This window comes from Lactobacillus sp. wkB8 (genome assembly GCF_000761135.1).
GTDB classification, from domain to species: domain Bacteria; phylum Bacillota; class Bacilli; order Lactobacillales; family Lactobacillaceae; genus Lactobacillus; species Lactobacillus helsingborgensis.
The window spans coordinates 762,640-782,980 of the sequence record NZ_CP009531.1; the positions used below are offsets into that span (position 1 = coordinate 762,640).

At 38.2% G+C, this 20,341-nt stretch carries 26 protein-coding genes; 23 read left to right on the forward strand and 3 right to left on the reverse strand.

Annotation, left to right across the window (positions count from 1 at the left end; translation table 11 throughout):
• Position 1 precedes the first annotated feature (1 nt).
• The 5 genes from rpe to LACWKB8_RS03800 all read left to right on the forward strand — a co-directional run bounded on the left by rpe (position 2) and on the right by LACWKB8_RS03800 (position 3,012).
• Positions 2-649, forward strand: a complete 648-nt coding sequence (gene rpe / locus LACWKB8_RS03780; RefSeq protein WP_038522186.1) for a ribulose-phosphate 3-epimerase — start codon at positions 2-4, stop codon at positions 647-649.
• A gap of 2 nt (positions 650-651) precedes the next feature.
• Positions 652-1,221, forward strand: a complete 570-nt coding sequence (gene hxlB, locus LACWKB8_RS03785) for a 6-phospho-3-hexuloisomerase (protein ID WP_038522189.1) — start codon at positions 652-654, stop codon at positions 1,219-1,221.
• A gap of 17 nt (positions 1,222-1,238) precedes the next feature.
• Positions 1,239-1,988, forward strand: coding sequence for an SDR family NAD(P)-dependent oxidoreductase (locus tag LACWKB8_RS03790; RefSeq protein ID WP_038522192.1), 750 nt, complete (start codon positions 1,239-1,241; stop codon positions 1,986-1,988).
• A 266-nt stretch (positions 1,989-2,254) separates the two neighbouring features.
• The gene (locus LACWKB8_RS03795; RefSeq protein ID WP_038522194.1) at positions 2,255-2,635 is read left to right on the forward strand and encodes a YbgA family protein; all 381 of its coding nucleotides are present in this window, start codon (positions 2,255-2,257) and stop codon (positions 2,633-2,635) included.
• A complete protein-coding gene (locus LACWKB8_RS03800; protein ID WP_038522198.1) occupies positions 2,632-3,012 on the forward strand; it encodes a TIGR02328 family protein in 381 nt (126 codons plus the stop codon). The genes LACWKB8_RS03795 and LACWKB8_RS03800 overlap by 4 nt, the downstream gene beginning before the upstream one ends.
• A 93-nt stretch (positions 3,013-3,105) precedes the next feature.
• Here the strand turns inward: LACWKB8_RS03800 and LACWKB8_RS03805 are convergent, their stop codons facing one another.
• The gene (locus LACWKB8_RS03805) at positions 3,106-4,458 is read right to left on the reverse strand and encodes a Mur ligase family protein (protein ID WP_038522201.1); all 1,353 of its coding nucleotides are present in this window, start codon (positions 4,456-4,458) and stop codon (positions 3,106-3,108) included.
• 146 nt (positions 4,459-4,604) lie between these two features.
• On the opposite strand from LACWKB8_RS03805, the gene LACWKB8_RS03810 reads away from it, so the two are divergent.
• The 18 genes from LACWKB8_RS03810 to LACWKB8_RS03895 all read left to right on the forward strand — a co-directional run bounded on the left by LACWKB8_RS03810 (position 4,605) and on the right by LACWKB8_RS03895 (position 18,588).
• A complete protein-coding gene (locus tag LACWKB8_RS03810; RefSeq protein WP_038522204.1) occupies positions 4,605-5,204 on the forward strand; it encodes a thymidine kinase in 600 nt (199 codons plus the stop codon).
• 17 nt (positions 5,205-5,221) lie between these two features.
• The gene (gene prfA, locus LACWKB8_RS03815; protein ID WP_038522207.1) at positions 5,222-6,310 is read left to right on the forward strand and encodes a peptide chain release factor 1; all 1,089 of its coding nucleotides are present in this window, start codon (positions 5,222-5,224) and stop codon (positions 6,308-6,310) included.
• A complete protein-coding gene (gene prmC, locus LACWKB8_RS03820) occupies positions 6,303-7,151 on the forward strand; it encodes a peptide chain release factor N(5)-glutamine methyltransferase (RefSeq protein ID WP_038522210.1) in 849 nt (282 codons plus the stop codon). Before prfA ends, prmC begins: the two co-directional genes overlap by 8 nt.
• On the forward strand, positions 7,151-8,155 hold the full coding sequence (locus tag LACWKB8_RS03825; RefSeq protein WP_038522213.1) for an L-threonylcarbamoyladenylate synthase: 1,005 nt from the start codon (positions 7,151-7,153) through the stop codon (positions 8,153-8,155). Before prmC ends, LACWKB8_RS03825 begins: the two co-directional genes overlap by 1 nt.
• Before the next feature lie 84 nt (positions 8,156-8,239).
• Positions 8,240-8,869 (forward strand): uracil phosphoribosyltransferase, encoded by a 630-nt coding sequence (gene upp, locus LACWKB8_RS03830; protein WP_038522217.1) that lies wholly within the window; start codon positions 8,240-8,242, stop codon positions 8,867-8,869.
• Between the two features lie 117 nt (positions 8,870-8,986).
• Positions 8,987-9,700 carry a F0F1 ATP synthase subunit A gene (atpB, locus tag LACWKB8_RS03835; protein WP_038522220.1) on the forward strand — a complete coding sequence of 238 codons (714 nt, stop codon included), beginning with the start codon at positions 8,987-8,989 and terminating at the stop codon, positions 9,698-9,700.
• A gap of 18 nt (positions 9,701-9,718) precedes the next feature.
• Positions 9,719-9,943 carry a F0F1 ATP synthase subunit C gene (gene atpE / locus LACWKB8_RS03840; protein ID WP_034981200.1) on the forward strand — a complete coding sequence of 75 codons (225 nt, stop codon included), beginning with the start codon at positions 9,719-9,721 and terminating at the stop codon, positions 9,941-9,943.
• A gap of 42 nt (positions 9,944-9,985) precedes the next feature.
• On the forward strand, positions 9,986-10,498 hold the full coding sequence (gene atpF, locus LACWKB8_RS03845; RefSeq protein ID WP_038522228.1) for a F0F1 ATP synthase subunit B: 513 nt from the start codon (positions 9,986-9,988) through the stop codon (positions 10,496-10,498).
• Positions 10,498-11,046: an ATP synthase F1 subunit delta gene (gene atpH / locus LACWKB8_RS03850; protein ID WP_038522230.1), complete on the forward strand. Its 549-nt coding sequence runs from the start codon at positions 10,498-10,500 to the stop codon at positions 11,044-11,046. Before atpF ends, atpH begins: the two co-directional genes overlap by 1 nt.
• A gap of 14 nt (positions 11,047-11,060) precedes the next feature.
• Entirely contained in the window at positions 11,061-12,572 is a 1,512-nt protein-coding gene (gene atpA / locus LACWKB8_RS03855; protein ID WP_038522233.1) for a F0F1 ATP synthase subunit alpha, read from the forward strand.
• Between the two features lie 11 nt (positions 12,573-12,583).
• Entirely contained in the window at positions 12,584-13,546 is a 963-nt protein-coding gene (locus LACWKB8_RS03860; protein ID WP_038522236.1) for a F0F1 ATP synthase subunit gamma, read from the forward strand.
• 22 nt (positions 13,547-13,568) lie between these two features.
• Entirely contained in the window at positions 13,569-15,008 is a 1,440-nt protein-coding gene (atpD, locus tag LACWKB8_RS03865) for a F0F1 ATP synthase subunit beta (protein WP_038522239.1), read from the forward strand.
• 11 nt (positions 15,009-15,019) lie between these two features.
• Complete coding sequence (locus tag LACWKB8_RS03870; protein ID WP_038522241.1) at positions 15,020-15,457, forward strand: F0F1 ATP synthase subunit epsilon; 438 nt, start codon at positions 15,020-15,022, stop codon at positions 15,455-15,457.
• Positions 15,458-15,530: 73 nt separating this feature from the next.
• Complete coding sequence (locus tag LACWKB8_RS03875; protein WP_038522245.1) at positions 15,531-15,761, forward strand: DUF1146 family protein; 231 nt, start codon at positions 15,531-15,533, stop codon at positions 15,759-15,761.
• An 81-nt stretch (positions 15,762-15,842) separates the two neighbouring features.
• The gene (locus LACWKB8_RS03880) at positions 15,843-16,832 is read left to right on the forward strand and encodes a rod shape-determining protein (protein WP_038522248.1); all 990 of its coding nucleotides are present in this window, start codon (positions 15,843-15,845) and stop codon (positions 16,830-16,832) included.
• A 16-nt stretch (positions 16,833-16,848) separates the two neighbouring features.
• A complete protein-coding gene (gene yidD / locus LACWKB8_RS03885) occupies positions 16,849-17,142 on the forward strand; it encodes a membrane protein insertion efficiency factor YidD (RefSeq protein WP_038522250.1) in 294 nt (97 codons plus the stop codon).
• Positions 17,143-17,150: 8 nt separating this feature from the next.
• Positions 17,151-17,378: a DUF2969 domain-containing protein gene (locus LACWKB8_RS03890; protein ID WP_038522253.1), complete on the forward strand. Its 228-nt coding sequence runs from the start codon at positions 17,151-17,153 to the stop codon at positions 17,376-17,378.
• Positions 17,379-17,394: 16 nt separating this feature from the next.
• Positions 17,395-18,588, forward strand: coding sequence for an FtsW/RodA/SpoVE family cell cycle protein (locus LACWKB8_RS03895; protein WP_038522256.1), 1,194 nt, complete (start codon positions 17,395-17,397; stop codon positions 18,586-18,588).
• Between the two features lie 50 nt (positions 18,589-18,638).
• Here the strand turns inward: LACWKB8_RS03895 and LACWKB8_RS03900 are convergent, their stop codons facing one another.
• Positions 18,639-19,094: a universal stress protein gene (locus tag LACWKB8_RS03900; protein ID WP_038522258.1), complete on the reverse strand. Its 456-nt coding sequence runs from the start codon at positions 19,092-19,094 to the stop codon at positions 18,639-18,641.
• 44 nt (positions 19,095-19,138) lie between these two features.
• Positions 19,139-19,420 carry a hypothetical protein gene (locus tag LACWKB8_RS03905; RefSeq protein WP_038524976.1) on the reverse strand — a complete coding sequence of 94 codons (282 nt, stop codon included), beginning with the start codon at positions 19,418-19,420 and terminating at the stop codon, positions 19,139-19,141.
• Between the last annotated feature and the right edge of the window lie 921 nt (positions 19,421-20,341).

Below are 20,341 nucleotides of genomic sequence, written 5' to 3' on the forward strand. Positions count from 1 at the left end.
TATGAGTGAAATATTACCGTCAATTTTTGGCGCAGATATTCTTAATCTGCAAAAGGAAATTGACATTTTAGAAAGTGAAAACGTTAAGACTTTGCATGTAGACATGATGGATGGCAATTTTGTTTCCAACATTGCTTTTGGTCCTAATCAGGTTCAGGCGCTGAAAGAATACAGCAAGATGAAATTTGATATTCATATGATGCTTGCCCATCCGTTGGCACATTTAGATGATGCAATTGCTACAGGTGCGGAAATGATCTGCGTTCATTATGAATCAACACCGCACATCCATTTTGTTTTACAGCAAATTAAAAAAGCCGGCTGCAAAGCTGGTGTTGCTTTAAGTCCCGGAACGCCGGAGGCAGTATTGAAATACCTCTTAGATGAAATTGACTATGTATTGGTCATGTCGATTAATCCTGGTCAGCCTGGGCAAAGATTTATTCCGCAAACCGTTGACAAGATTAAAAACGTACGGGAAATGGTCAAGGGACGCGACATCAAAATTGAAGTGGATGGTGGAATAAATGATAAATATGCCGCACAGTGTGCTGCTGCAGGAGCAGATATGTTGGTAGTAGGTGGTTATTTATTTAATGGTAACCAAGTGAAACAGCAACTGCTTAAGCTCAGAAATGCAGTCAAATAGTGATGAAAAGAGAAAAGAAATTGCAAAATTACACCTTAAAAATTTTAAACCAGTTGACACATTATGCGGAACAAGAAGATACAGCTGATATTGCTTTAGTTGTGACTGAAATATTGCATGCTAATCATATATTTTTAGCAGGTGCTGGCCGTTCTGGCTTGGCAGTGCGGGGCTTTGGCAATAGGTTGTTGCATTTAGGATTTGCAGTTAGCATCGTCGGAGAAATCAGTTCTCCGCATTCACAGCCGGGAGATTTATTAATCATCTGTTCCGGCTCCGGAGAAACTACTAGTTTAAAGGCCTTAGCGCAAAAAGCTGCAGCCGCTAAAGTAAAAATCATCTTGTTTTCTACGACTAAGGAATCTACTATTGCGAAACTTGCTAATCATACAATGATTATTCCGGGAAAAACCAAGACAGTGCAAGATAAAACTACTGGTTTTACGCAACCAATGGGCTCGGTATTTGAACAACTCTCATTTTTAACTTTTGACGGCATAGTAATGAATTTAATGGATCAGACCGGTGAAACTTCAGCTTCAATGTTTCAAAGACACGCGGATTTTGAGTGAGAGAAAGGATAGATAATATGAAAAAGTTTGACGGACAGGTTGTACTGGTAACAGGCGGCGCTAACGGTATTGGTAAAGGAATAGCAGAAAAGTTTGCCGCAAACGGTGCGAATACGGTCATTGTTGATTATGACAGTGAAAAGGGAAAGCAAACTGCGGCAGAGATAACAAATAAATATCAAAAATCTCTTTTTGTTAAAACGGATGTTTCTAACTATCAGGATTTACAAAACGTTCATGACCAAGTAATGGCTGAATTTGGTAGAATTGACGTCCTTGTACTTGATGCAGGCATTGCCTACGCTGATAAAGTATCCGAAATAACACCGGCAGAATGGCAAAAAGTGCTTAATATCAACTTAAGTGGTTACTTTTACACCGTTAAAGCCTTTTATCAAGAATTTCTGGAGAACAAAGGAAGTATTGTATTTATCAGCTCTGGTTCGGCTCTTAGTGGAACTGGCGGCGGAGTAGCTTATCCTGCTTCAAAAGCCGGCGGAGAAGGACTGATGCGCGGTCTTGCCAAGGAACTGGGACCAAAAGGGGTAACCGTTAATGCTATTGCACCGCGGGTAATTGACTCCGGCTTGTTAAGCGTGCATTATCCTACTAAGGAGAGTTTGGCGCCTTTGCTAAAACAAATTGCGGTTAGAAGAATTGGCACAGTTTCGGACGTTGCCAATCTGGCATACTTCTTAGCTAGTCCTGAAAATTCGTATATTCAGGGTCAAACAATTTTGCTTGATGGCAACAGAACGGTTAGATAATTTAGTTTTATAATACCCCCGAATTAAAAAGAGATTTGGGGGTACTATTGTGCCTATATTTTCAGGCGCTAACTAAAAAGGGAATTATTAAAAACATTTAGTTATAGCAAAAATCTTAGTTAAATTTGCAAATCAACCTGTTAGACTTAATCATTTGTACCAAATTTATATTTAGCCTAAAATGCAGTCAGTTAGAATTTTCACTATTAAAGTGATAACTATATATGCACCTTTTATAATAAGTTTACAAAAATGGAGTTAGGTAAATGATTAAATGGCAGGAAGACTGGGCTTATAACAAATACTGGGTAATGGCTCACTCTCAAGCATGTTATGAGCAGATTCGATTGTTAGCTAAAGATAATATGTGGTCAGAACAAAAAGAAGCTGAATTTGAGCAATTGTTAGCACAAGCAGCTAGTCAAGCGCCCACTACTAAAACATTAACCAATGCCTATCAGCATGTCTGGGGTTATTTTAAGAAAATTTGTACACCACAAGAAAAACAAACTTATTTACTCTTATTACAAAAATTGACGCCGCAAGACGATGAATTAGGTCCGTTTTTAAGCGATCTAACCAACAAATATCAAGTTACCTACTTATTAAATTCGCGGTTAATGCAGGAGGCTCAAGCACAATCATGAGGTTATGGCACCAAGAACTAATCTGGCAATTGCCCCGGCAACAATTATTAGGGCAACACCGTGAAATTGCTGCTTTGCGTGGTCGTGGCTGGGGTAAACCTCATGCCACTGTTAACTATGTTTTTCAATATTCGCCCTATAAACTCTATCAATTTCATTTATTGGTATTAGCTGAAATGGCAAGGCGCCACTATCATCCGGATATTAAATGGTTTGATCCATATTATCGCGGACAGTATTGTGCTAGATACGAAAATTTAGCTGCTATTCCTTGGACAGATCCCATCTATCCGGAGCATGATGCTGCCTATTTAAAAGCTTGTTTGGCTAATTTGCACGAAAAGGGCATTGACTTAAATATAGGTAGGGACAATTAGTTTTAACCATTCAAGTGTTCTAATTAAGTTTAAAAATAAAAAATATCCGCAAAACATACAACCAGCGTTTTGCGGATATTTTTACTTAAATAATTACATGCCTGCCTTAACGATTTTCTTTTCAGCCATAGTTTTACGTAAAGAAAGCATAGCAGTATAAGTAGATAAAATGTAAACTTTTTTAGTTGGCAGATTGGCAATATTGGCGATTAGTTCCTCATTATCTGTGCAGGTAACCATTTTACCGGGGTCAAAGCCGGCGACTTCAAGACGGAAGCCCATGTCATGCCAACGCTGTCCACCAACCAGAATTTTTTTAATTTGATCGTGATTTAAGTCTTCAAATTGACCGTCCCATATCCAAGAAGTGTCGATGCCGTCAGCGTGATTAGCATTAAGCAGGGCAACTAGGGAGTAGTCATCTTTTTCTGTGTTAAGCATGTGGAGTACTTCGTCTAATCCCACCGGATTTTTAACCAAGATCAGATCAATTTCTTTTCCTTCATATTCAATTAACTCTTGTCTACCAAAAATACGTTTATTTCTGGCAAAAGCTTGCGCAATTTCATCTTCGCTTAAGCCAAAGTGACTTGCCACAGAATAAGCTGCCAAAGCATTATAGATGTTATAAGTACCACCAATGTTTATAATGTAGTTTTTGCTACCCATCTGAAACTCAAGTTTATTCGGCGTTTGTTCAATAATCTTGTTAACAGAATATGTCAACTCCGGTCTGTGGTATTGGCAATTGGGGCAGAAAAAATCACCGAGATTGGCGTAAATGCGCTCGTGATAGTGCAAAATATGATCGCATTGAGGACACAGGATACCGTCAGTATTAACGGGAGCCTTCATATCATTTTGCGGATTATCATCTGGCAGTTTAAAGCCGTAATAGATTTTTGGATTAGGCAAGTCAACGGAAGAAAAGATACTGGCATCACCATTTGCAATGATGGTTGCTTCAGGTGCTAATTTAATTCCAGCAACAATTTTTTCGTAAGTGGTATAGATTTCACCATAGCGATCCATTTGATCGCGAAAAATATTGGTTAAAACAAAAACGCTGGGGTGAACCAGTTCCGTTACCATTTTGACGTTAGCTTCATCAACTTCCAGTACTGCTATTGGCCTTTTGGTCCTTTTCTTCTTGTGTGCCAAAAAAGCGGTAATGATTCCCTGTTGCATATTCGAGCCGGACGGATTGGTCAAAACCTCGCCGTATTTTTCCCGCAGTGCTGCTACGATTAATGCCGTTGTCATTGTTTTACCATTTGTTCCGGTAACAATAACCGTTTCGTAGCCATCAGCTAATGTTTTCAAAATTGCAGGATCAATATCCATAGCTAACTTGCCGGGGAAACTGGTTCCTCCTTTAAGTACATTATGTAAAAACCAGTAACTCGATTTGCCGGCAACTTTAGCAATTCCAGATTTAAAACTCATATTCTTCCCTCGCTTTAAAATCATTAACAACTATAGCATAGCCACGAACTGAAAACGAGTTTTTAGCGACTATTTAACTGCACTTATTTTATTTTTACATTATACTAGATGAGTTAGGTGAATTTAAATGAAACAAAGGAGCAAGAATGGCACAACTATTTTTTGAGTATGGCACTATGAGCAGTGGCAAAACTTTGGAAATACTGAAAGACGCTCATAATTATGAGGCTCAAGGTCGGAAAATTGTTTTATTAACAAGCGGTATTGATAATCGCAGTGGAGTCGGTACCGTGGCATCAAGGATTGGGTTGCACAGAAACGCAGTTCCTATAGATCATGACTTTGATATTTTTGCTTATATTAAGGAAGTAAACGAGCAGGAGAAAGCGCGCGGAGATGGTGAAATTGCCTGCGTGTTTGTTGATGAAGCGCAATTTTTAGAACGGCATCACGTAGTGGAATGTGCCAAAATAGTTGATGATTTAGGTATTCCGGTAATGACTTTCGGCTTAAAAAATGACTTCCAAAACAATTTATTTGAAGGAACGAAAAACCTGTTGATTTTTGCTGATAAAATTAAAGAAATAAAAACAATTTGCCACTACTGTGGTAGAAAGGCTACAATGAATCAACGGATACATAATGGCAAACCGGTTTATGAAGGAGAACAGGTACAAATAGGTGGGGATGAAAGCTACTACCCAGTTTGTCGTTTTCATTATTTTCACCCAAGTCAATCAAGATAGAGAGGGATTAATAGAACATGGATAAAATTATGGCGCAGCTTGAAGGTCTTGTTGCTCATTATGATGAACTGCAAGAGATGATGGCCGATCCAGAGGTTATCAATGATACCAAGAGGTATATGGAGGTATCAAAAGAAGAAGCAGATCTGAGAGATGTGGTTCAAAAATACCGCAAGTTTAAGGCTGATAAAAAAGAAATTGCAGATAATAAAGATATTATTGCAAGCGAAAGCGATTCTGATTTGGTAGAAATGGCCAAAGAAGAAAATAACGATTTGGAAGATGAAATCGCCCAACTTGAAGATGAAATTAAGATCTTAATGCTGCCAAAAGACCCTAATGATGATAAAGACATTATTATGGAAATTAGAGGAGCAGCAGGTGGGGATGAAGCTTCTTTATTTGCCGGTGATTTGCTCAGAATGTATGAAAAATACGCGGAAAGACAAAACTGGCAGGTTTCTGTAGTTGATAGCGAACCGACAGAAGTTGGTGGTTATAAGCGGATCGCGATTATGATTACGGGCGATAAGGTTTATTCTAAGCTTAAATATGAAAATGGCGCTCACCGTGTGCAAAGAGTTCCTGTGACTGAATCACAAGGTCGTGTGCATACTTCAACAGCAACTGTAGCTGTTATGCCCGAATACGAACAGGTTGACCTTGATTTAGATCCAAAAGATATTCGGGTTGACGTCTACCGCTCAAGTGGTGCCGGTGGTCAGCACATTAACAAAACTTCCAGTGCGGTCCGCATGACGCACCTGCCAACAGGTATCGTTGTCGCAATGCAAGACCAACGTAGTCAACAACAAAACCGTGAAAAAGCAATGCAAATTTTGAAATCACGTGTTTATGATTATTATGAAAGTCAAAACCGGGATCAATATGATGCTAAACGTAAAAATGCTGTCGGAACTGGTGACCGATCAGAACGGATTAGGACTTATAACTATCCGCAAAACCGTGTTACCGATCACCGTATCGGTTTGACACTGAATAAGCTTGACCGCATAATGAACGGCGAACTTGATGAAATTATAGATGCTTTAATTTTATATAATCAAACTAAGCAATTGGAGGAGCTGGCCGAACAAAATGTCTAAAATTGACACTTTAAAAAGTCTGCGGATATGGGCAGCTGAAACAGCACCAGAAGCAAGACCTGAGGATATTGACTTTTTACTGGCTGAAAGGCTTGAGTTAAATCCAAGCGGGTTTCAATTGAAACAAGATCTGCAGCTTACTCTAGATCAGGTTAAGCAAGCGCAAAAAGACGTTAAAAAGCTGGCTAAAGGAATTTCACCCCAATATATTTTGGGCTACTCGTGGTTTTTAGGCTATAAAATTTTGGTTCAGCGGGGAGTTTTAATTCCGCGCTTTGAAACTGAAGAATTAGTAGAATGGGCTTTAGCAGATTTAACTACTGGTGATAAGGTGCTTGATTTGGGTACTGGCTCAGGCTGCATTACGGTAGCTTTAGCTAAAGAAGCAGCCAAAAAGAATATTACAAAGCTTGATTTATATGCTTCTGATGTTACTGATGCTGCTTTAAGAACGTGTGAGGAAAATTTCTTAATTCATAAAGTTGATGTGACAGTACGCAAAGCAAATATTTTAATTGGTCTGGAAAAATTCGATAAAATCATTTCCAATCCTCCTTATATTAAGGAATCGGAAAAAGATATTATGGATCAAAATGTTTTGCAAAACGAACCGCAAGAGGCACTTTTTGGCGGTCAGAATGGGATTGAATTTTACCAGAAATTTGTCAAACAGGTGCGTGATCACCTCAATACTGGCGGCGAATTTTTCTTGGAATTTGGCTTTAGTGAAAAAGACCAGCTGGCAGAACTATTTGCTCAAGAATTACCTGATTTTACTATTGAGTTTAAAAACGATTTGTCTGGCAAGCCGCGGATGGTTAAAGGGAAGTGGAATAAATAATGGAAACTAAAATTTTTTCACAGAATCAAATTGATGATGCAGTAAAATTACTCGCTCAAGGAGATTTAGTCGCTTTTCCCACTGAAACAGTTTATGGCTTAGGTGCAATTGCTACTAACGAGCAAGCTGTTAAAAATGTTTATGCAGCAAAAGGTCGTCCCAGTGATAATCCGTTAATCGTCACTGTTTCTGATGCCAGTATGATGGCTCAGTATGCTAAAGAAGTTCCAGAACGTGCGCAAAAATTAATCAGAAAATTTTGGCCTGGTCCATTGACTTTATTACTTTACGTTAAACCTCATAGCTTGCCTAAAGCTGTGACCGGTGGACTTGATACGGTAGCTTTTCGGTGTCCTAAGGATAAATTAACGCATGAACTAATCAGTAAATTAGGCTACCCAATAGTCGGTCCTTCAGCAAACACTTCGACTAAACCAAGTCCCACTACTGCCGAACACGTATATCACGACTTGAAAGGTAAAATTGCTGGTATTATTGACGGCGGGCCAACAGAGGTAGGATTAGAATCAACCATTATTGACTTGTCAGTAGCAACTCCTATTGTTTTACGTCCCGGTGCTATTACGCCTGAAGAATTAAGTGCAGCTTTAGGAGAAAAAGTTTTGATTAATACGGGCAAAGTTGCCGATAAAGATGTACCTAAGGCTCCCGGTATGAAGTACCGTCACTATGCTCCTAGTGCCCCAGTTGTCGTTGTTGATGATCCCAAGGATTTTGCTCATCTTAATTTGACTAATGAAACAGGGGTAATGGCATTAAGTAAAATTCTCAATGAGATTGAGTTGCCAGCTGCTAATAAATTTAATTTGGGTAAAAATTTGGCAGATGCTGATCATAATCTTTTTGGAGGATTACGTTACTTTGATGATAAATCTAATATTAAACAAATATTTGTGCAGGGTTTTTCTGGCAGTGAAGATACTTTAGCTTACATGAATAGGCTGAATAAAGCCGCTGCTGGTCATCACTATATGCCAAAATAAAAATTTGGTAGCAAAGGACTTTAAACCCTTTGCTTTTTTTATTAAAATACTCGTAAACGTAATTATGTTTATAGGAGGAAAAAGATGGGCAAATTTACGGTTTTGAATCATCCGTTAATTCAACACAAGTTAACAATTATTAGGCGTAAGGAAACAAGTTCCAACGAGTTTAGACGCATTGTTGGTGAAATCGGTGGGCTAATGACTTACGAGATTACCAGAGATTTGCCACTAAAAGATGTTGAAATTGAAACACCAATTGGCAGGACCACTCAAAAAGAGATTGCCGGTAAAAAGCTGACTATTGTGCCAATTCTGCGTGCAGGTATTGGTATGCTTAACGGTGTAATGGAAATGATTCCATCAGCTAAAGTAGGAGTAATTGGCATGTATCGGGATGAGGAAACTCTTAAGCCGCACGAATATTTCTGCAAGATGCCTAAGGATGTTGCAGAACGTGAATGCTTAGTGGTTGATCCAATGCTTGCAACCGGTGGTTCTGCAAATATGGCAATTGGTGCTTTGAAAAAGCGTGGAGTAAAAGATATTAAGCTTGCAGTTTTGGTTGCCGCACCTGAGGGAGTTAAGGCTATACAAAAAGAAAATCCTGACGTTGATATTTATACAGCAGCAGAAGATGACAAATTATTACCAAATGGCTACATTACTCCCGGTTTAGGTGATGCTGGCGACCGGTTATTTGGCACTAAATAAATTTTTTTGCGTAAAATAATCGTATAATTCGCTTTCATTTTTCACAAAATTATTGAATGGTGTTAATATTGTATGAGTGTTCGATAATTTGGGCACGAGAAGGGAGGTCACGAAGTATTGGAGAGATCATTTGTGTTTAAATTCCTGGGTCTTAAATTTGATTTAACAGGAATTATAGGCTCAACATTGATGGCAGCTGTGGTTTTGTTCGTTTGCATTTGGCTTTCGCGCAAAGTTGAAATGAAGCCGAATAAAAAGCAAAATGTGTTAGAATATCTGATTGATTTTACTGATGGTATTGTTAAAGACAATGTCAGTGATCCTGATGCCAGAAGGCACCTTTCACTTTATGCTTTTGTTCTGTTTATCTATATTTGGTTTATGAACCAACTGGGACTTTTCTTGGAAGTTAAAGTAGGCGACACTATGATTGTTAAATCACCTACGGCAGACCCAGTGACAACAATGTCATTTGCAATGATGACCTTGCTTCTTTCATTCACTTTCGGAATGCAAAAATTCGGTACTGGTGGCTATTGGCGCAATTATGCCGAACCTGTTAGTTTCCTGTTTCCAATCAATATGATTGAGGAGATCACTAACTTCTTGACATTGTCTTTGCGTTTATATGGTAATATTTACGCTGGTGAAGTGTTATTAACTTTAATAGGAAATAGCTTTGCTCCCAGCTTTGGTGTTACCACTTTGGTTTTAGCAGCACCGTTAGCTATGATCTGGCAAGGATTCTCTGTCTTCATTGGCTCTATCCAGGCATATGTTTTCGTAACTTTATCCATGGTCTATGTCGGAAAAAAGGTTACAAAAGAATAATTTTTTGGAGGTTTAAACATGTCACAAGCTTTTAAATATATCTCAGCAGCTATCGTAGCTGGTATTGCTGCTTTAGCAGCTTCTTGGGGTAACGGTAAAGTTATTACTAAGACAGTTGAGAGCATGGCTCGTCAACCAGAAAGCGCCGGTAACTTAAGATCAACAATGTTCATTGGTGTTGGTCTGATTGAAGCCGTTCCTATTTTGGCGATTGTTGTTGCTTTCCTGATTCTCTTCGTTTAATTTTATTTAAAATAATTTAGGTAAAAGAGAGAAGGGCAGTAAATGACATTTCATAACTTATTTGCAGCCTCAGCAGGTCATATTTATTTAGGTAATACTTTGTGGTACCTGATTGTTTTCGCAATTTTGCTTCTTTTGGTTAAACATTATGCTTGGGGACCAGTTTCCGACATGATGGAAAAAAGGCGCCAAAAGGTAATTAATGATCTTGATTCAGCTGCAGACAATCGCAAAAAGGCCGAAGTTTTGGCTAATGAGCGTGAAGCTGCCTTGAAGAACTCAAGACAAGAAGCAACGCAAATACTTACTGACGCAAAAGCAAATGCGGAAAAAACAAGTACGCAGATTGTGGCAGAGGCTAATAATAATGCTGCTTCAATTCATGAAAAGGCAAAAGCCGATGCTGCACAAGCAAAAGCTGATGCGTTAGATGAAGCTCGTGCACAAGTTGCAGATATTTCTGTGACGATTGCGGAAAAAGTAATTGCGAAGAATTTATCTGCTGATGACCAAAAAGATTTAGTCGATCAATTCATTAAGGGGCTGAATAAATAATGGCCTTAAGTAAAGCAGAAATTGCTGCACGTTATGGTACTGCACTATTTGATTATGCACAGGATATGGATGCTTTAACAGCTGTTCATGCAGATTTGCAGGAACTGGCAAAAGCCATTTCAAACTATCCTCAGATCCTGAAAGTTTTTAGTGATCCAATTTTTAATAGCGCAGAAAAAGCTCACTCACTTTCTGTAATTGCAGAAGGTCTGACTAAGGAAGTTCAAAATTTTTTGAATTTACTGTTAGATTATGACCATTTTTTGGAATTGCCTGCAATCATTGATTGTTTTAATAGTCTATACAATCAAAAAGAAAAAATTGCAACTGGCGTGGCTATTTCAGCCGTTGCGCTAGATGAGCAGCAATTACAAAAATTGGGTGCTGGCTACGCCCAAAAATATGGCCTTAAAAAAGTCATCCTTAAAAATGAGGTTGATCAAGGTCTGATCGGCGGCGTAGTTTTAAAAGTTGGTGATTGCGTAATTGATGGTTCAGTCAAAAATAAACTGAATAAGATTCGTGCGCAGTTAATTAATAAAAATTAAAAGAGGTGAAACCATTGAGCATAAAAGCAGAAGAGATTAGCTCTTTAATCAAGCAGCAGCTTGAACACTATGATGATAAACTCGACATCAATGAAGTCGGAGTTGTAACATACATAGGTGATGGTATCGCCCGGGCTCACGGATTGAACAATGTTTTGGCCAACGAACTATTGGAATTTGATAATGGTTCTTATGGTATAGCACAAAACCTTGAATCAAATGATGTTGGTATCATTATTCTAGGCAATTTTGATGATATTCGTGAAGGTGACCAAGTCAAAAGAACCGGTCAAATTATGCGTGTACCGGTTGGTGATGCACTAATTGGTCGCGTTGTTAACCCATTAGGACAGCCGGTTGATGGACTTGGCGAAATAAAAACGTCTAAGACTCGTCCAATCGAGGCTTCGGCACCGGGTGTTATGGAACGCCAGTCAGTTAATCAACCGCTGCAAACGGGTATCAAGGCTATCGATGCTTTGGTCCCAATCGGTCGCGGTCAACGTGAATTAATTATTGGTGACCGTAAAACTGGTAAGACTAGTTTGGCAATAGATACTATTTTGAACCAAAAGGGCCAAGATGTAATCTGCATCTATGTCTTTATCGGTCAAAAGGAATCAACTGTCAGATCCCAAGTAGAAACTTTAAAACGCTTTGGCGCAATGGATTATACGATTGTTGTTGAAGCCGGACCAAGTGAACCAGCACCAATGCTTTATATAGCACCGTATGCTGGTACGGCAATGGGCGAAGAATTTATGTACAACGGTAAGGATGTTTTAGTGGTCTTTGATGACCTGTCCAAACAAGCCGTTGCTTACCGTGAACTTTCTTTGCTTCTCCGTCGTCCGCCTGGTCGTGAAGCTTATCCTGGTGATGTTTTCTATTTGCACTCACGTTTACTTGAACGTAGTGCCAAGCTAAGCGATAAACTGGGTGGCGGTTCTATGACTGCCTTACCATTTATTCAGACTGAAGCGGGAGATATCTCAGCTTATATTCCAACCAACGTGATTTCAATTACCGACGGACAAATTTTCTTGCAGAGCGACTTATTCTTTGCGGGAACTCGTCCAGCCATTGATGCAGGTAACTCAGTTTCCCGTGTTGGTGGTAGTGCTCAGATTAAAGCGATGAAGAAGGTAGCTGGTACCTTGCGTACTGACCTTGCCGCTTTCCATGAGCTAGAGAGTTTTGCCCAATTCGGTAGCGACTTGGATCAGGCAACACAAGCAAAATTGAACCGTGGACGCAGAGTTGTAGAAGTATTAAAGCAACCACTCCACGCACCTATTCCAGTTGAAAAGCAAGTTGTTATACTTTACGCTTTAACTCACGGATATCTTGATTCAGTTCCTGTTGATGATATTGCCAAGTTTGAAAAAGAATTATATGACAATTTCGACAGCAACCATGCTGATCTGCTAAAACATATCCGTGAAACTGGTGAATTGCCGGATGAAAAAGAATTGCAAACAGCAATTGAGAAGTTTGCGGATAGTTTTTCACCAAGTAATAAATAGGAGGTAGCTTTATGCCTGCATCTTTACTTGCGTTGAAGAGAAAAATTGCTTCAGTTAAGCAAACTGGTAAAATCACTGAAGCCATGAGAATGGTTTCCGCGTCAAAGTTGAACCAAACGGAAAAGCGGGATAAAGGCTACACGATTTATAATGATCATGTGCGGCAAACTTTATCGCGTTTAATGAGTGCCGAGGTTGTAAACCACTTGCATAAGGCAAATGTGGCAATCGACAATGAGAGCATTAGCAAAATCGATTATGAAAATGTTTTCGGCTTAGGTATTGTTTCCGATATGGTTCAAGCACGTAAAAAGGTTAATTCCACAGGTTATTTGGTTATCACTGGTGACCGTGGTTTAGTTGGTTCCTATAATAGTGCTGTCATTAAAAACATGATGGGATTATTTGAAGACTCTCGTGCTGAACATAAAGATATCAAAGTTTTGGCTGTAGGGTCTGTTGGGGCTGACTTTTTCAAGAAAAATAATCTGAATGTTGTCTATGAAAATGACAATATTGGTGACGTGCCGACCTTTGATGAAGTTTTACCAATTGTTTCAACTGCGATCAAAATGTATTTGAATGGAGTATATGATGAGTTATACGTTTGTTATACTCACCATATTAACTCTTTGTCATCTGCATTTCGGGTTGAAAAAATGTTGCCAATTGTCGATATTGATATTGGCGTCAAAGAAGCTGAAGCACATAAAGATTTAGAATACGATATCGAGCCAAACGTTAATGCTGTCTTAACCACATTAATTCCTCAATATGCCCGTTCAACTATTTACGGCGCAATTCTGGATGCCAAGACTGCTGAACACGCCAGTTCAATGACTGCGATGCAGAGTGCTACAGATAATGTTGACGATTTGGTTTCGAGTTTAACTACTAAATTAAACCGTGCAAGACAAGCAGAAATCACTACTGAAATTACTGAAATTGTCAGTGGTGCTAATGCTTTGAAATAATTAAGAAAAGGAGGTAGATGTTTTGAGTGAAGGTGAAGTTGTTCAAGTAATCGGCCCTGTTGTCGATGTTAAATTTCCGCTTGACAAAAATCTGCCTGATATCGACAATGCTTTGCGTGTTATCAAATCGGATGATGAATCTATTGTCCTTGAAGTTACGCTGGAGCTTGGCGACGGCGTTTTAAGAACAATAGCCATGGAATCTACCAATGGTCTTAAGCGCGGCATGAAGGTTGAAGATACCGGTGGTCCGATTTCTGTACCTGTAGGTAATGATACTTTGGGGCGTGTCTTTAATGTTTTAGGTGAACCAATTGATAACGGTCCTAAATTTGAAAAAGATCATGCGCGTGAAAGTATTCATAAAAATGCTCCAAAGTACGATGAACTGACTACTAGTCAGGAAATTTTGGAAACAGGTATTAAGGTTATTGACCTGCTTGAACCGTATGTTCGTGGTGGTAAAGTTGGATTATTCGGTGGTGCCGGTGTTGGTAAAACTACGATTATTCAAGAATTAATTCATAATATTGCCCAAGAACATGGTGGTATTTCAGTCTTTACCGGTGTTGGAGAAAGAACACGTGAAGGTAATGATCTTTACTTTGAAATGAAAGCATCTGGTGTTTTAAGTAAAACCGCCATGGTTTTCGGTCAAATGAATGAACCGCCTGGTGCCAGAATGCGTGTAGCTTTAACTGGCTTAACATTAGCTGAATACTTCAGAGATGTTGAAGGTCAAGACGTTTTACTCTTTATTGACAACATTTTCCGGTTTACTCAAGCTGGTTCCGAGGTGTCAGCCTTGCTGGGACGTATGCCTAGTGCCGTTGGTTATCAGCCAACATTGGCGACTGAAATGGGGCAATTACAAGAGCGTATCACTTCTACTAAGAAGGGCTCCATTACTTCAATTCAGGCGGTTTATGTGCCAGCCGATGACTATACTGACCCAGCTCCAGCTACTACTTTTGCTCACTTGGATGCTACGACCAACTTGGAACGTAGCCTAGTTGAACAAGGTATTTATCCAGCTGTTGATCCGTTGCAATCCACTTCTAGTGCTTTAGACCCTGAAATTGTTGGTCAAGAACACTATGAAGTTGCTACTCGGGTACAACATATTTTGCAACGTTATCATGAATTGCAAGATATCATTTCCGTTTTGGGAATGGATGAGTTGTCTGATGAGGAAAAGGTTATTGTTAGCCGTGCTCGTAAAATTCAATTCTTCTTATCACAAAACTTCTTTGTGGCAGAACAGTTTACTGGGGTTCCCGGTTCTTATGTTCCCATCAAAGAAACCATCAAAGGTTTTAAGATGATTTTGGAGGGACACTTAGATGATCTTCCAGAAGATGCTTTCCGTAGTGTCGGCCCAATTGAAGATGTCTTGAAGAAGGCTAAGCAAATGGGTGTAACTCCTAGCGATCCAGAAGCTAAAGCATTATTAGAAAAGTAAGGTGATGTCAAATGGCAGATCCAGAAAAGCTTTTTATGGTAAATATTGTAACTCCTGATGGTCTGATTTTTTCCCACCATTCCAGCATTGTCGAAATGCGAGCAATAGATGGTCAACGCTCGGTCATGTATAATCACTTGCCGATTTTGACCCCACTTGCAATTGGTGAGATTAAAGTTAAGAGAAGCCGTGAAATGAACAACGTGGTTAACCACATTGCAGTCAGTGGCGGTTACTTTGAATTTTCCAATAATGTAGCTACAATCATTGCTGATAGCGCAGAACGTGCCGGTAATATTGATGTGTCTCGAGCTAAGGCTGCTCGGGAACGTGCTCAAAATGCCTTGAAGAAGGCTCAAGCAGAGCATGACCAGAAGTCTCTTGAAAGGGCACAGGTTGCATTAAGAAGGGCAGTAAACAGAATAAGTGTTTACAACTCAGACAAATAGAATTAAAGTTTTAAGCGGATGCACTACTTTGTGTGTCCGCTTTTATTGTGACTTAAGAAAAGTGAGAAAAAATATGTTTCAACTTGGCGTTCATGCCTTAATTAGTATAATAATTTATTTAATTACGATTGGCTTGTCGTTTCAAATCATGAAAAGCGTACGTATTGAAAACATAATTCGTAAGAATAAAGTATTTGAAGCCCAGCTGTTTCTAATTTTTGCGGCTATTGCCTTAGGTTTTCTAGTGGGTAATTTCTTCATTACCTTAATTGACACTTCTATTCAACTGAGCAATTTCTTTTAAGACTTGGTAAAGCGGGTAAAGTCGCCCACAAACTTAAAATCTTTATGGTAAAATATACATTGAATATGATGGAGGATTATCGTGGCACGAGATATAGGAATAGATTTAGGAACAGCTAATGTGCTTATTAACGTTTCCGGTAAGGGAATCGTTTTAAATGAGCCTTCAGTTGTTGCTGTTAATACAAGTACAAATAAAGTGGTAGCTGTTGGAACAGAAGCTTATAAGATGGTAGGGCGGACCCCTGGTAACATCAGAGTAATTCGTCCTTTAAAAAATGGCGTGATAGCAGATTTTGATATCACAGAGGCAATGCTGTCCTACTTTATTGAAAAATTAAACGTTAAAGGCTTCATGTCCAAGCCAAATATTTTAATTTGTGCTCCTACAGGAGTAACATCAATTGAACAGAAAGCAATTATTCAGGCTGCTGAAAAGTCTGGTGGAGGCAAAGTCTACCTTGATTTTGAGCCTAAAGTTGCTGCTGTTGGTGCGGGCCTTGATATTTTCAAACCTCAAGGTAACATCGTAATTGATATTGGTGGTGGTACTACCGATATTGCTGTTTTATCAATGGGTGAGATAGTTACGAGTCAATCACTGCGCTATGCCGGTGATCATATGAACCAGGCAGTTGTTTCTTACATTAAGAACAAACATAATTTACTGATAGGTTCTCGCACAGCTGAACAAATTAAAATTGAAATTGGTAGTGCTTTTGAACCAGATAAAAACGAAACTATTACAGTACGTGGTCGTGATGTAGTTGATGGTTTGCCTAAACAAGCAACGGTGTCTGCTCCTGAAATTCAAGAGGCACTTCATGATGGCTTAATGACTATTATTGCAGCTACCAAAGAAGTTTTAGAAAAAACTCCGCCTGAGCTTTCTGCTGATATTATCGACAGAGGAATTATGCTGACCGGTGGTGGAGCATTGCTTAAGAATATTGATAAGCTAATTTCTTATTACCTCAAGGTGCCTGTGTTAACGGCTGATCATCCACTTGAAGCCGTAGCGCTGGGAACTGGAATTTTGCTCAAGAATATCGAAAAACATCAGCGCCACTAGTTTTTGGAGGCACGGTTTGCGAAAAATTTTAATTTATTTAGTTAAAATCTACCAAAAATTTATTTCTCCGGCTTTGCCAAAATCGTGCCGTTATTATCCGACTTGCTCGACCTATATGGTCGACGCTTTAACTAAATTTGGTCCTATTTTGGGACTAATTATGGGTATTGCTCGGATTTTACGGTGCAATCCTTTTGTGCACGGCGGTGTTGATCCGGTACCAAATAAATTTACTATATTTCGTAATCCTCATCCAGAAAGATATGAAGATGAAATTATTGCAAAGAAATTTCATCCAAATATGAAGTAGGAGAATTTATGTCAAAAAAACCTGAAAATATTAATGTTGAAATTAACGAAGTCAAAGGCAAGGAAAACCCAACATGGGAAGTAGTTATTCCCCAGAAAAAATCTATTGGTGTAATTGAAAAATTAAGCGGACGATACCGTGCAACGACTGGTAAAACCAATAGTGTCTTGTATGCTAAAAGTTTAGAAAGCATTATTAATGACTTGCTCTCATACTTTGCTTTACATGAAAAATAATAGGTTGTGATAGTTAATGGTCAAAGTACAAAATAAAACCAATCTTTTTGATCGCATCGCGTGGAATATTGTGGTCCCTGTGCTGCTTTTAGCAGCAGTGGGCCTATATTCCATTTATTTTGCGGCAATTGATGACCCCAGTCACATGGGCAGTCCAGTAAGGGCTGTGGCAATGCAGGCTCTCTGGTATATTATTTCATTTGCCATAGTGATTTTTGTCATTCAATTTGATGCTGAACAGCTCTACCGGATTGCACCTTATGTATACGGATTAGGAATAGTACTTTTGATTGCGGTTTTGTTCTTTTACAATCGTAGTATAGCTGCAGATGCCGGCGCCAAAAGCTGGTTTAAGCTAGGACCAATTTCTTTTCAGCCGTCAGAGGTCATGAAACCGGCGTTTATCTTGATGCTGGCGCGGGTTGTCCGTGAACATAATGACAAGTTTACTCATACCATTAAAAACGATTGGATTTTAATTGGGAAAATGCTTGCTTGGTTGCTACCAATTGCCGTACTTTTAAAATTACAAAATGATTTCGGCACGATGCTTGTCTTTTTCGCTATAGTTGGTGGGGTAATTATTGTTTCAGGAATATCTTGGAAGATAATAACACCAATGTTTATCATAGTTGCAATTATGGGTGCGATAGTGATTTTTATGGTCACTACACCAGGCGGTCAAGTTATTCTAAGTCATTCTTTTCAACCGTACCAATTTGCTCGTATCATGTCGTGGCTGAATCCATCTACTGATACTTCAAAAGCAGCCTATCAATTGTGGCAGAGTATGCAAGCGATTGGATCTGGACAGATTTTTGGTAATGGCTTTGGAAATCTAAGTGTTTACGTACCAGTTCGTGGCTCAGATATGGTTTATTCAGTAATTGGTGAGTCATTTGGTTTTGTCGGTAGTGTAGCAGTTATTTTGCTTTATTTATACTTGATAGTCCAAATGGTCCGGATAACATTTGATACTAAGAACGCATTTTATTCTTATGTGTCGACCGGCGTAATTATGATGATCCTTTTCCATGTTTTTGAAAATATCGGCATGAGTATTGACCTTTTGCCATTGACCGGTATCCCATTACCGTTTATTTCCCAGGGTGGATCAGCCTTAATTGGTAATATGATTGGTATTGGAATGATTTTGTCCATGAAGTTCCATAATAAAGACTACATGTTTAGCCGTGCAGGAGACTTTTAAAAATTTTAATAACATACAAAAAGAGCATTTCAGAGATGAAATGCTCTTTTTTACTTGGTTAAATTTTCATTTGAACGGCAAACCAAAACGTCACAATCTGCTGTTCTGGTTACATATTCAGTTACACTGCCGATCAATATTCGTTCAACGGCATTAAGTCCCGTTGCTCCTAACACAATTAAATCAATTTGGTGCTTTTGCGGAAACTGATGGGCAATAATTGCTTTGGGAGAGCCAAATTCAATTGAGTAATGAACTTCCTTAACCCCAGCTTCTGTAGCTTTATTGTAGTAGTTCTGCAGTTTTTCTTTAGCATCATTAGACACTTGTTCTACCATCTCGGAATCAAAACTAGACACGTTTTGAAAAGATCTAGTATCAATGACATGTAAAATTTCCAAAGCAGCTTCGTTTCGCTTAGCAGCAGCGATAGCTTTTTTGAAAGCTAAATCGGCTTCTTTTGAGCCATCAACTGCAACTTGAATACGGTGATATTGTTTCATCATTAAAAACACCTCTCTTACAACTATTTTACCAAATTTTAGTCCAATTAATCATCCTTTTGATTAAGTAAAAGGCTAAAAATTAAAATAGTAACTGTACTAAGTGCCAAGGTAATGAGGTTAAGATATTCGTTAGACTGGAAAGCCAGAAATATTCCTATCAAACTTTCGATAACCAATAGGATAGCAGTTCCAGTCATAATTGAACTGAAATTAGCAATATTCTTGCTGTTATATATTAGAAAGTGAGTCTTGCGATTATGCCAAAGATAATAGGCAGTTAAAAGCAACACAGCTAAATAAATTATGATAGCAACTTTGATAATCATAAAAACTCCAATAAAAAAAACGGTCAACAGACCGTTTCCTAAAATTCTCAAGAAATCCGAGTCGTCGAAACATAGCAAAACAATGCTTGTTGAACCCGCAGTGTTCAAAAAATGAGAAGTAGCGCAACGAATATGGATCCTATCGCAAAAGATAGTCTTCCGATTCGAAAGTTATTTACTATCTCGCATGTCTTATGTTTGACCGGTCAACCTTATACAATTAAGCTAGTCGATCAACTCAGATCAATTATTATACTACTAAGCATCACATCATTTGTCAAGACAGAGATTTCAAATATCTATGTTCCTTATGAGAAAAAATAATTTTTTCTATAAAACTATCGGTAATAATTTATTACTTTATAGTTTGTACTTATTTTTTAATAGTAAAATGGATTTTCAAAAAATCGGTATGAAGCCCGTTTTTTATTATAAATTTTTTTAAGAAAAACAATAAAAAATGTTATCAAAATCTTTATGAGTATAACAGTATAGATTTATTTTAATTTCTTTTGTTTGTTATGAAATCTGCTTAATTTTTATTCTTTAGAAACCCCTACTAATATCACTAAATAATTTTTAAAATAAAGCATTATTTAATATTTTATGTAATTAGAATACAAATAGTTTTAAAAATTATTATATTATTTTTAGCTGAAAATTATTCCGGATAAATATTTAAAAGTCAATTTTAATGCTCTTTATTATGTTATTTTTAGCAGAAAAATTAAGAGCTTAATAAAATATTTAGCAAATATATCATTTTTTCTTTTCTAAAATTTATCAACTTAAATTGTGTAGTTATTTATAAATACAACATTAGTTATAGATATTATATTGACATTAATATTTGACTATTCTAGAATAGTATTCGAACATACTAAACATACATACTTTTTTAGGAAGGATAAATATGCTAGG

Bases quoted from the DNA above. Each gene is read 5' to 3' on its own strand.
- LACWKB8_RS03825 (WP_038522213.1), top strand. From the start codon at position 7,151: ATGGAAACTAAAATTTTTTCACAGAATCAAATTGATGATGCAGTAAAA.
- LACWKB8_RS03875 (WP_038522245.1), top strand. From the start codon at position 15,531: ATGTTTCAACTTGGCGTTCATGCCTTAATTAGTATAATAATTTATTTA.
- atpF (WP_038522228.1), top strand. From the start codon at position 9,986: ATGACATTTCATAACTTATTTGCAGCCTCAGCAGGTCATATTTATTTA.
- atpE (WP_034981200.1), top strand. From the start codon at position 9,719: ATGTCACAAGCTTTTAAATATATCTCAGCAGCTATCGTAGCTGGTATT.
- LACWKB8_RS03860 (WP_038522236.1), top strand. From the start codon at position 12,584: ATGCCTGCATCTTTACTTGCGTTGAAGAGAAAAATTGCTTCAGTTAAG.
- LACWKB8_RS03870 (WP_038522241.1), top strand. From the start codon at position 15,020: ATGGCAGATCCAGAAAAGCTTTTTATGGTAAATATTGTAACTCCTGAT.
- prmC (WP_038522210.1), top strand. From the start codon at position 6,303: ATGTCTAAAATTGACACTTTAAAAAGTCTGCGGATATGGGCAGCTGAA.
- atpH (WP_038522230.1), top strand. From the start codon at position 10,498: ATGGCCTTAAGTAAAGCAGAAATTGCTGCACGTTATGGTACTGCACTA.
- LACWKB8_RS03810 (WP_038522204.1), top strand. From the start codon at position 4,605: ATGGCACAACTATTTTTTGAGTATGGCACTATGAGCAGTGGCAAAACT.
- LACWKB8_RS03890 (WP_038522253.1), top strand. From the start codon at position 17,151: ATGTCAAAAAAACCTGAAAATATTAATGTTGAAATTAACGAAGTCAAA.
- prfA (WP_038522207.1), top strand. From the start codon at position 5,222: ATGGATAAAATTATGGCGCAGCTTGAAGGTCTTGTTGCTCATTATGAT.
- LACWKB8_RS03790 (WP_038522192.1), top strand. From the start codon at position 1,239: ATGAAAAAGTTTGACGGACAGGTTGTACTGGTAACAGGCGGCGCTAAC.
- LACWKB8_RS03900 (WP_038522258.1), bottom strand. From the start codon at position 19,094: ATGATGAAACAATATCACCGTATTCAAGTTGCAGTTGATGGCTCAAAA.
- rpe (WP_038522186.1), top strand. From the start codon at position 2: ATGAGTGAAATATTACCGTCAATTTTTGGCGCAGATATTCTTAATCTG.
- LACWKB8_RS03795 (WP_038522194.1), top strand. From the start codon at position 2,255: ATGATTAAATGGCAGGAAGACTGGGCTTATAACAAATACTGGGTAATG.
- upp (WP_038522217.1), top strand. From the start codon at position 8,240: ATGGGCAAATTTACGGTTTTGAATCATCCGTTAATTCAACACAAGTTA.
- LACWKB8_RS03805 (WP_038522201.1), bottom strand. From the start codon at position 4,458: ATGAGTTTTAAATCTGGAATTGCTAAAGTTGCCGGCAAATCGAGTTAC.
- LACWKB8_RS03800 (WP_038522198.1), top strand. From the start codon at position 2,632: ATGAGGTTATGGCACCAAGAACTAATCTGGCAATTGCCCCGGCAACAA.
- LACWKB8_RS03905 (WP_038524976.1), bottom strand. From the start codon at position 19,420: ATGATTATCAAAGTTGCTATCATAATTTATTTAGCTGTGTTGCTTTTA.
- hxlB (WP_038522189.1), top strand. From the start codon at position 652: ATGAAAAGAGAAAAGAAATTGCAAAATTACACCTTAAAAATTTTAAAC.
- LACWKB8_RS03895 (WP_038522256.1), top strand. From the start codon at position 17,395: ATGGTCAAAGTACAAAATAAAACCAATCTTTTTGATCGCATCGCGTGG.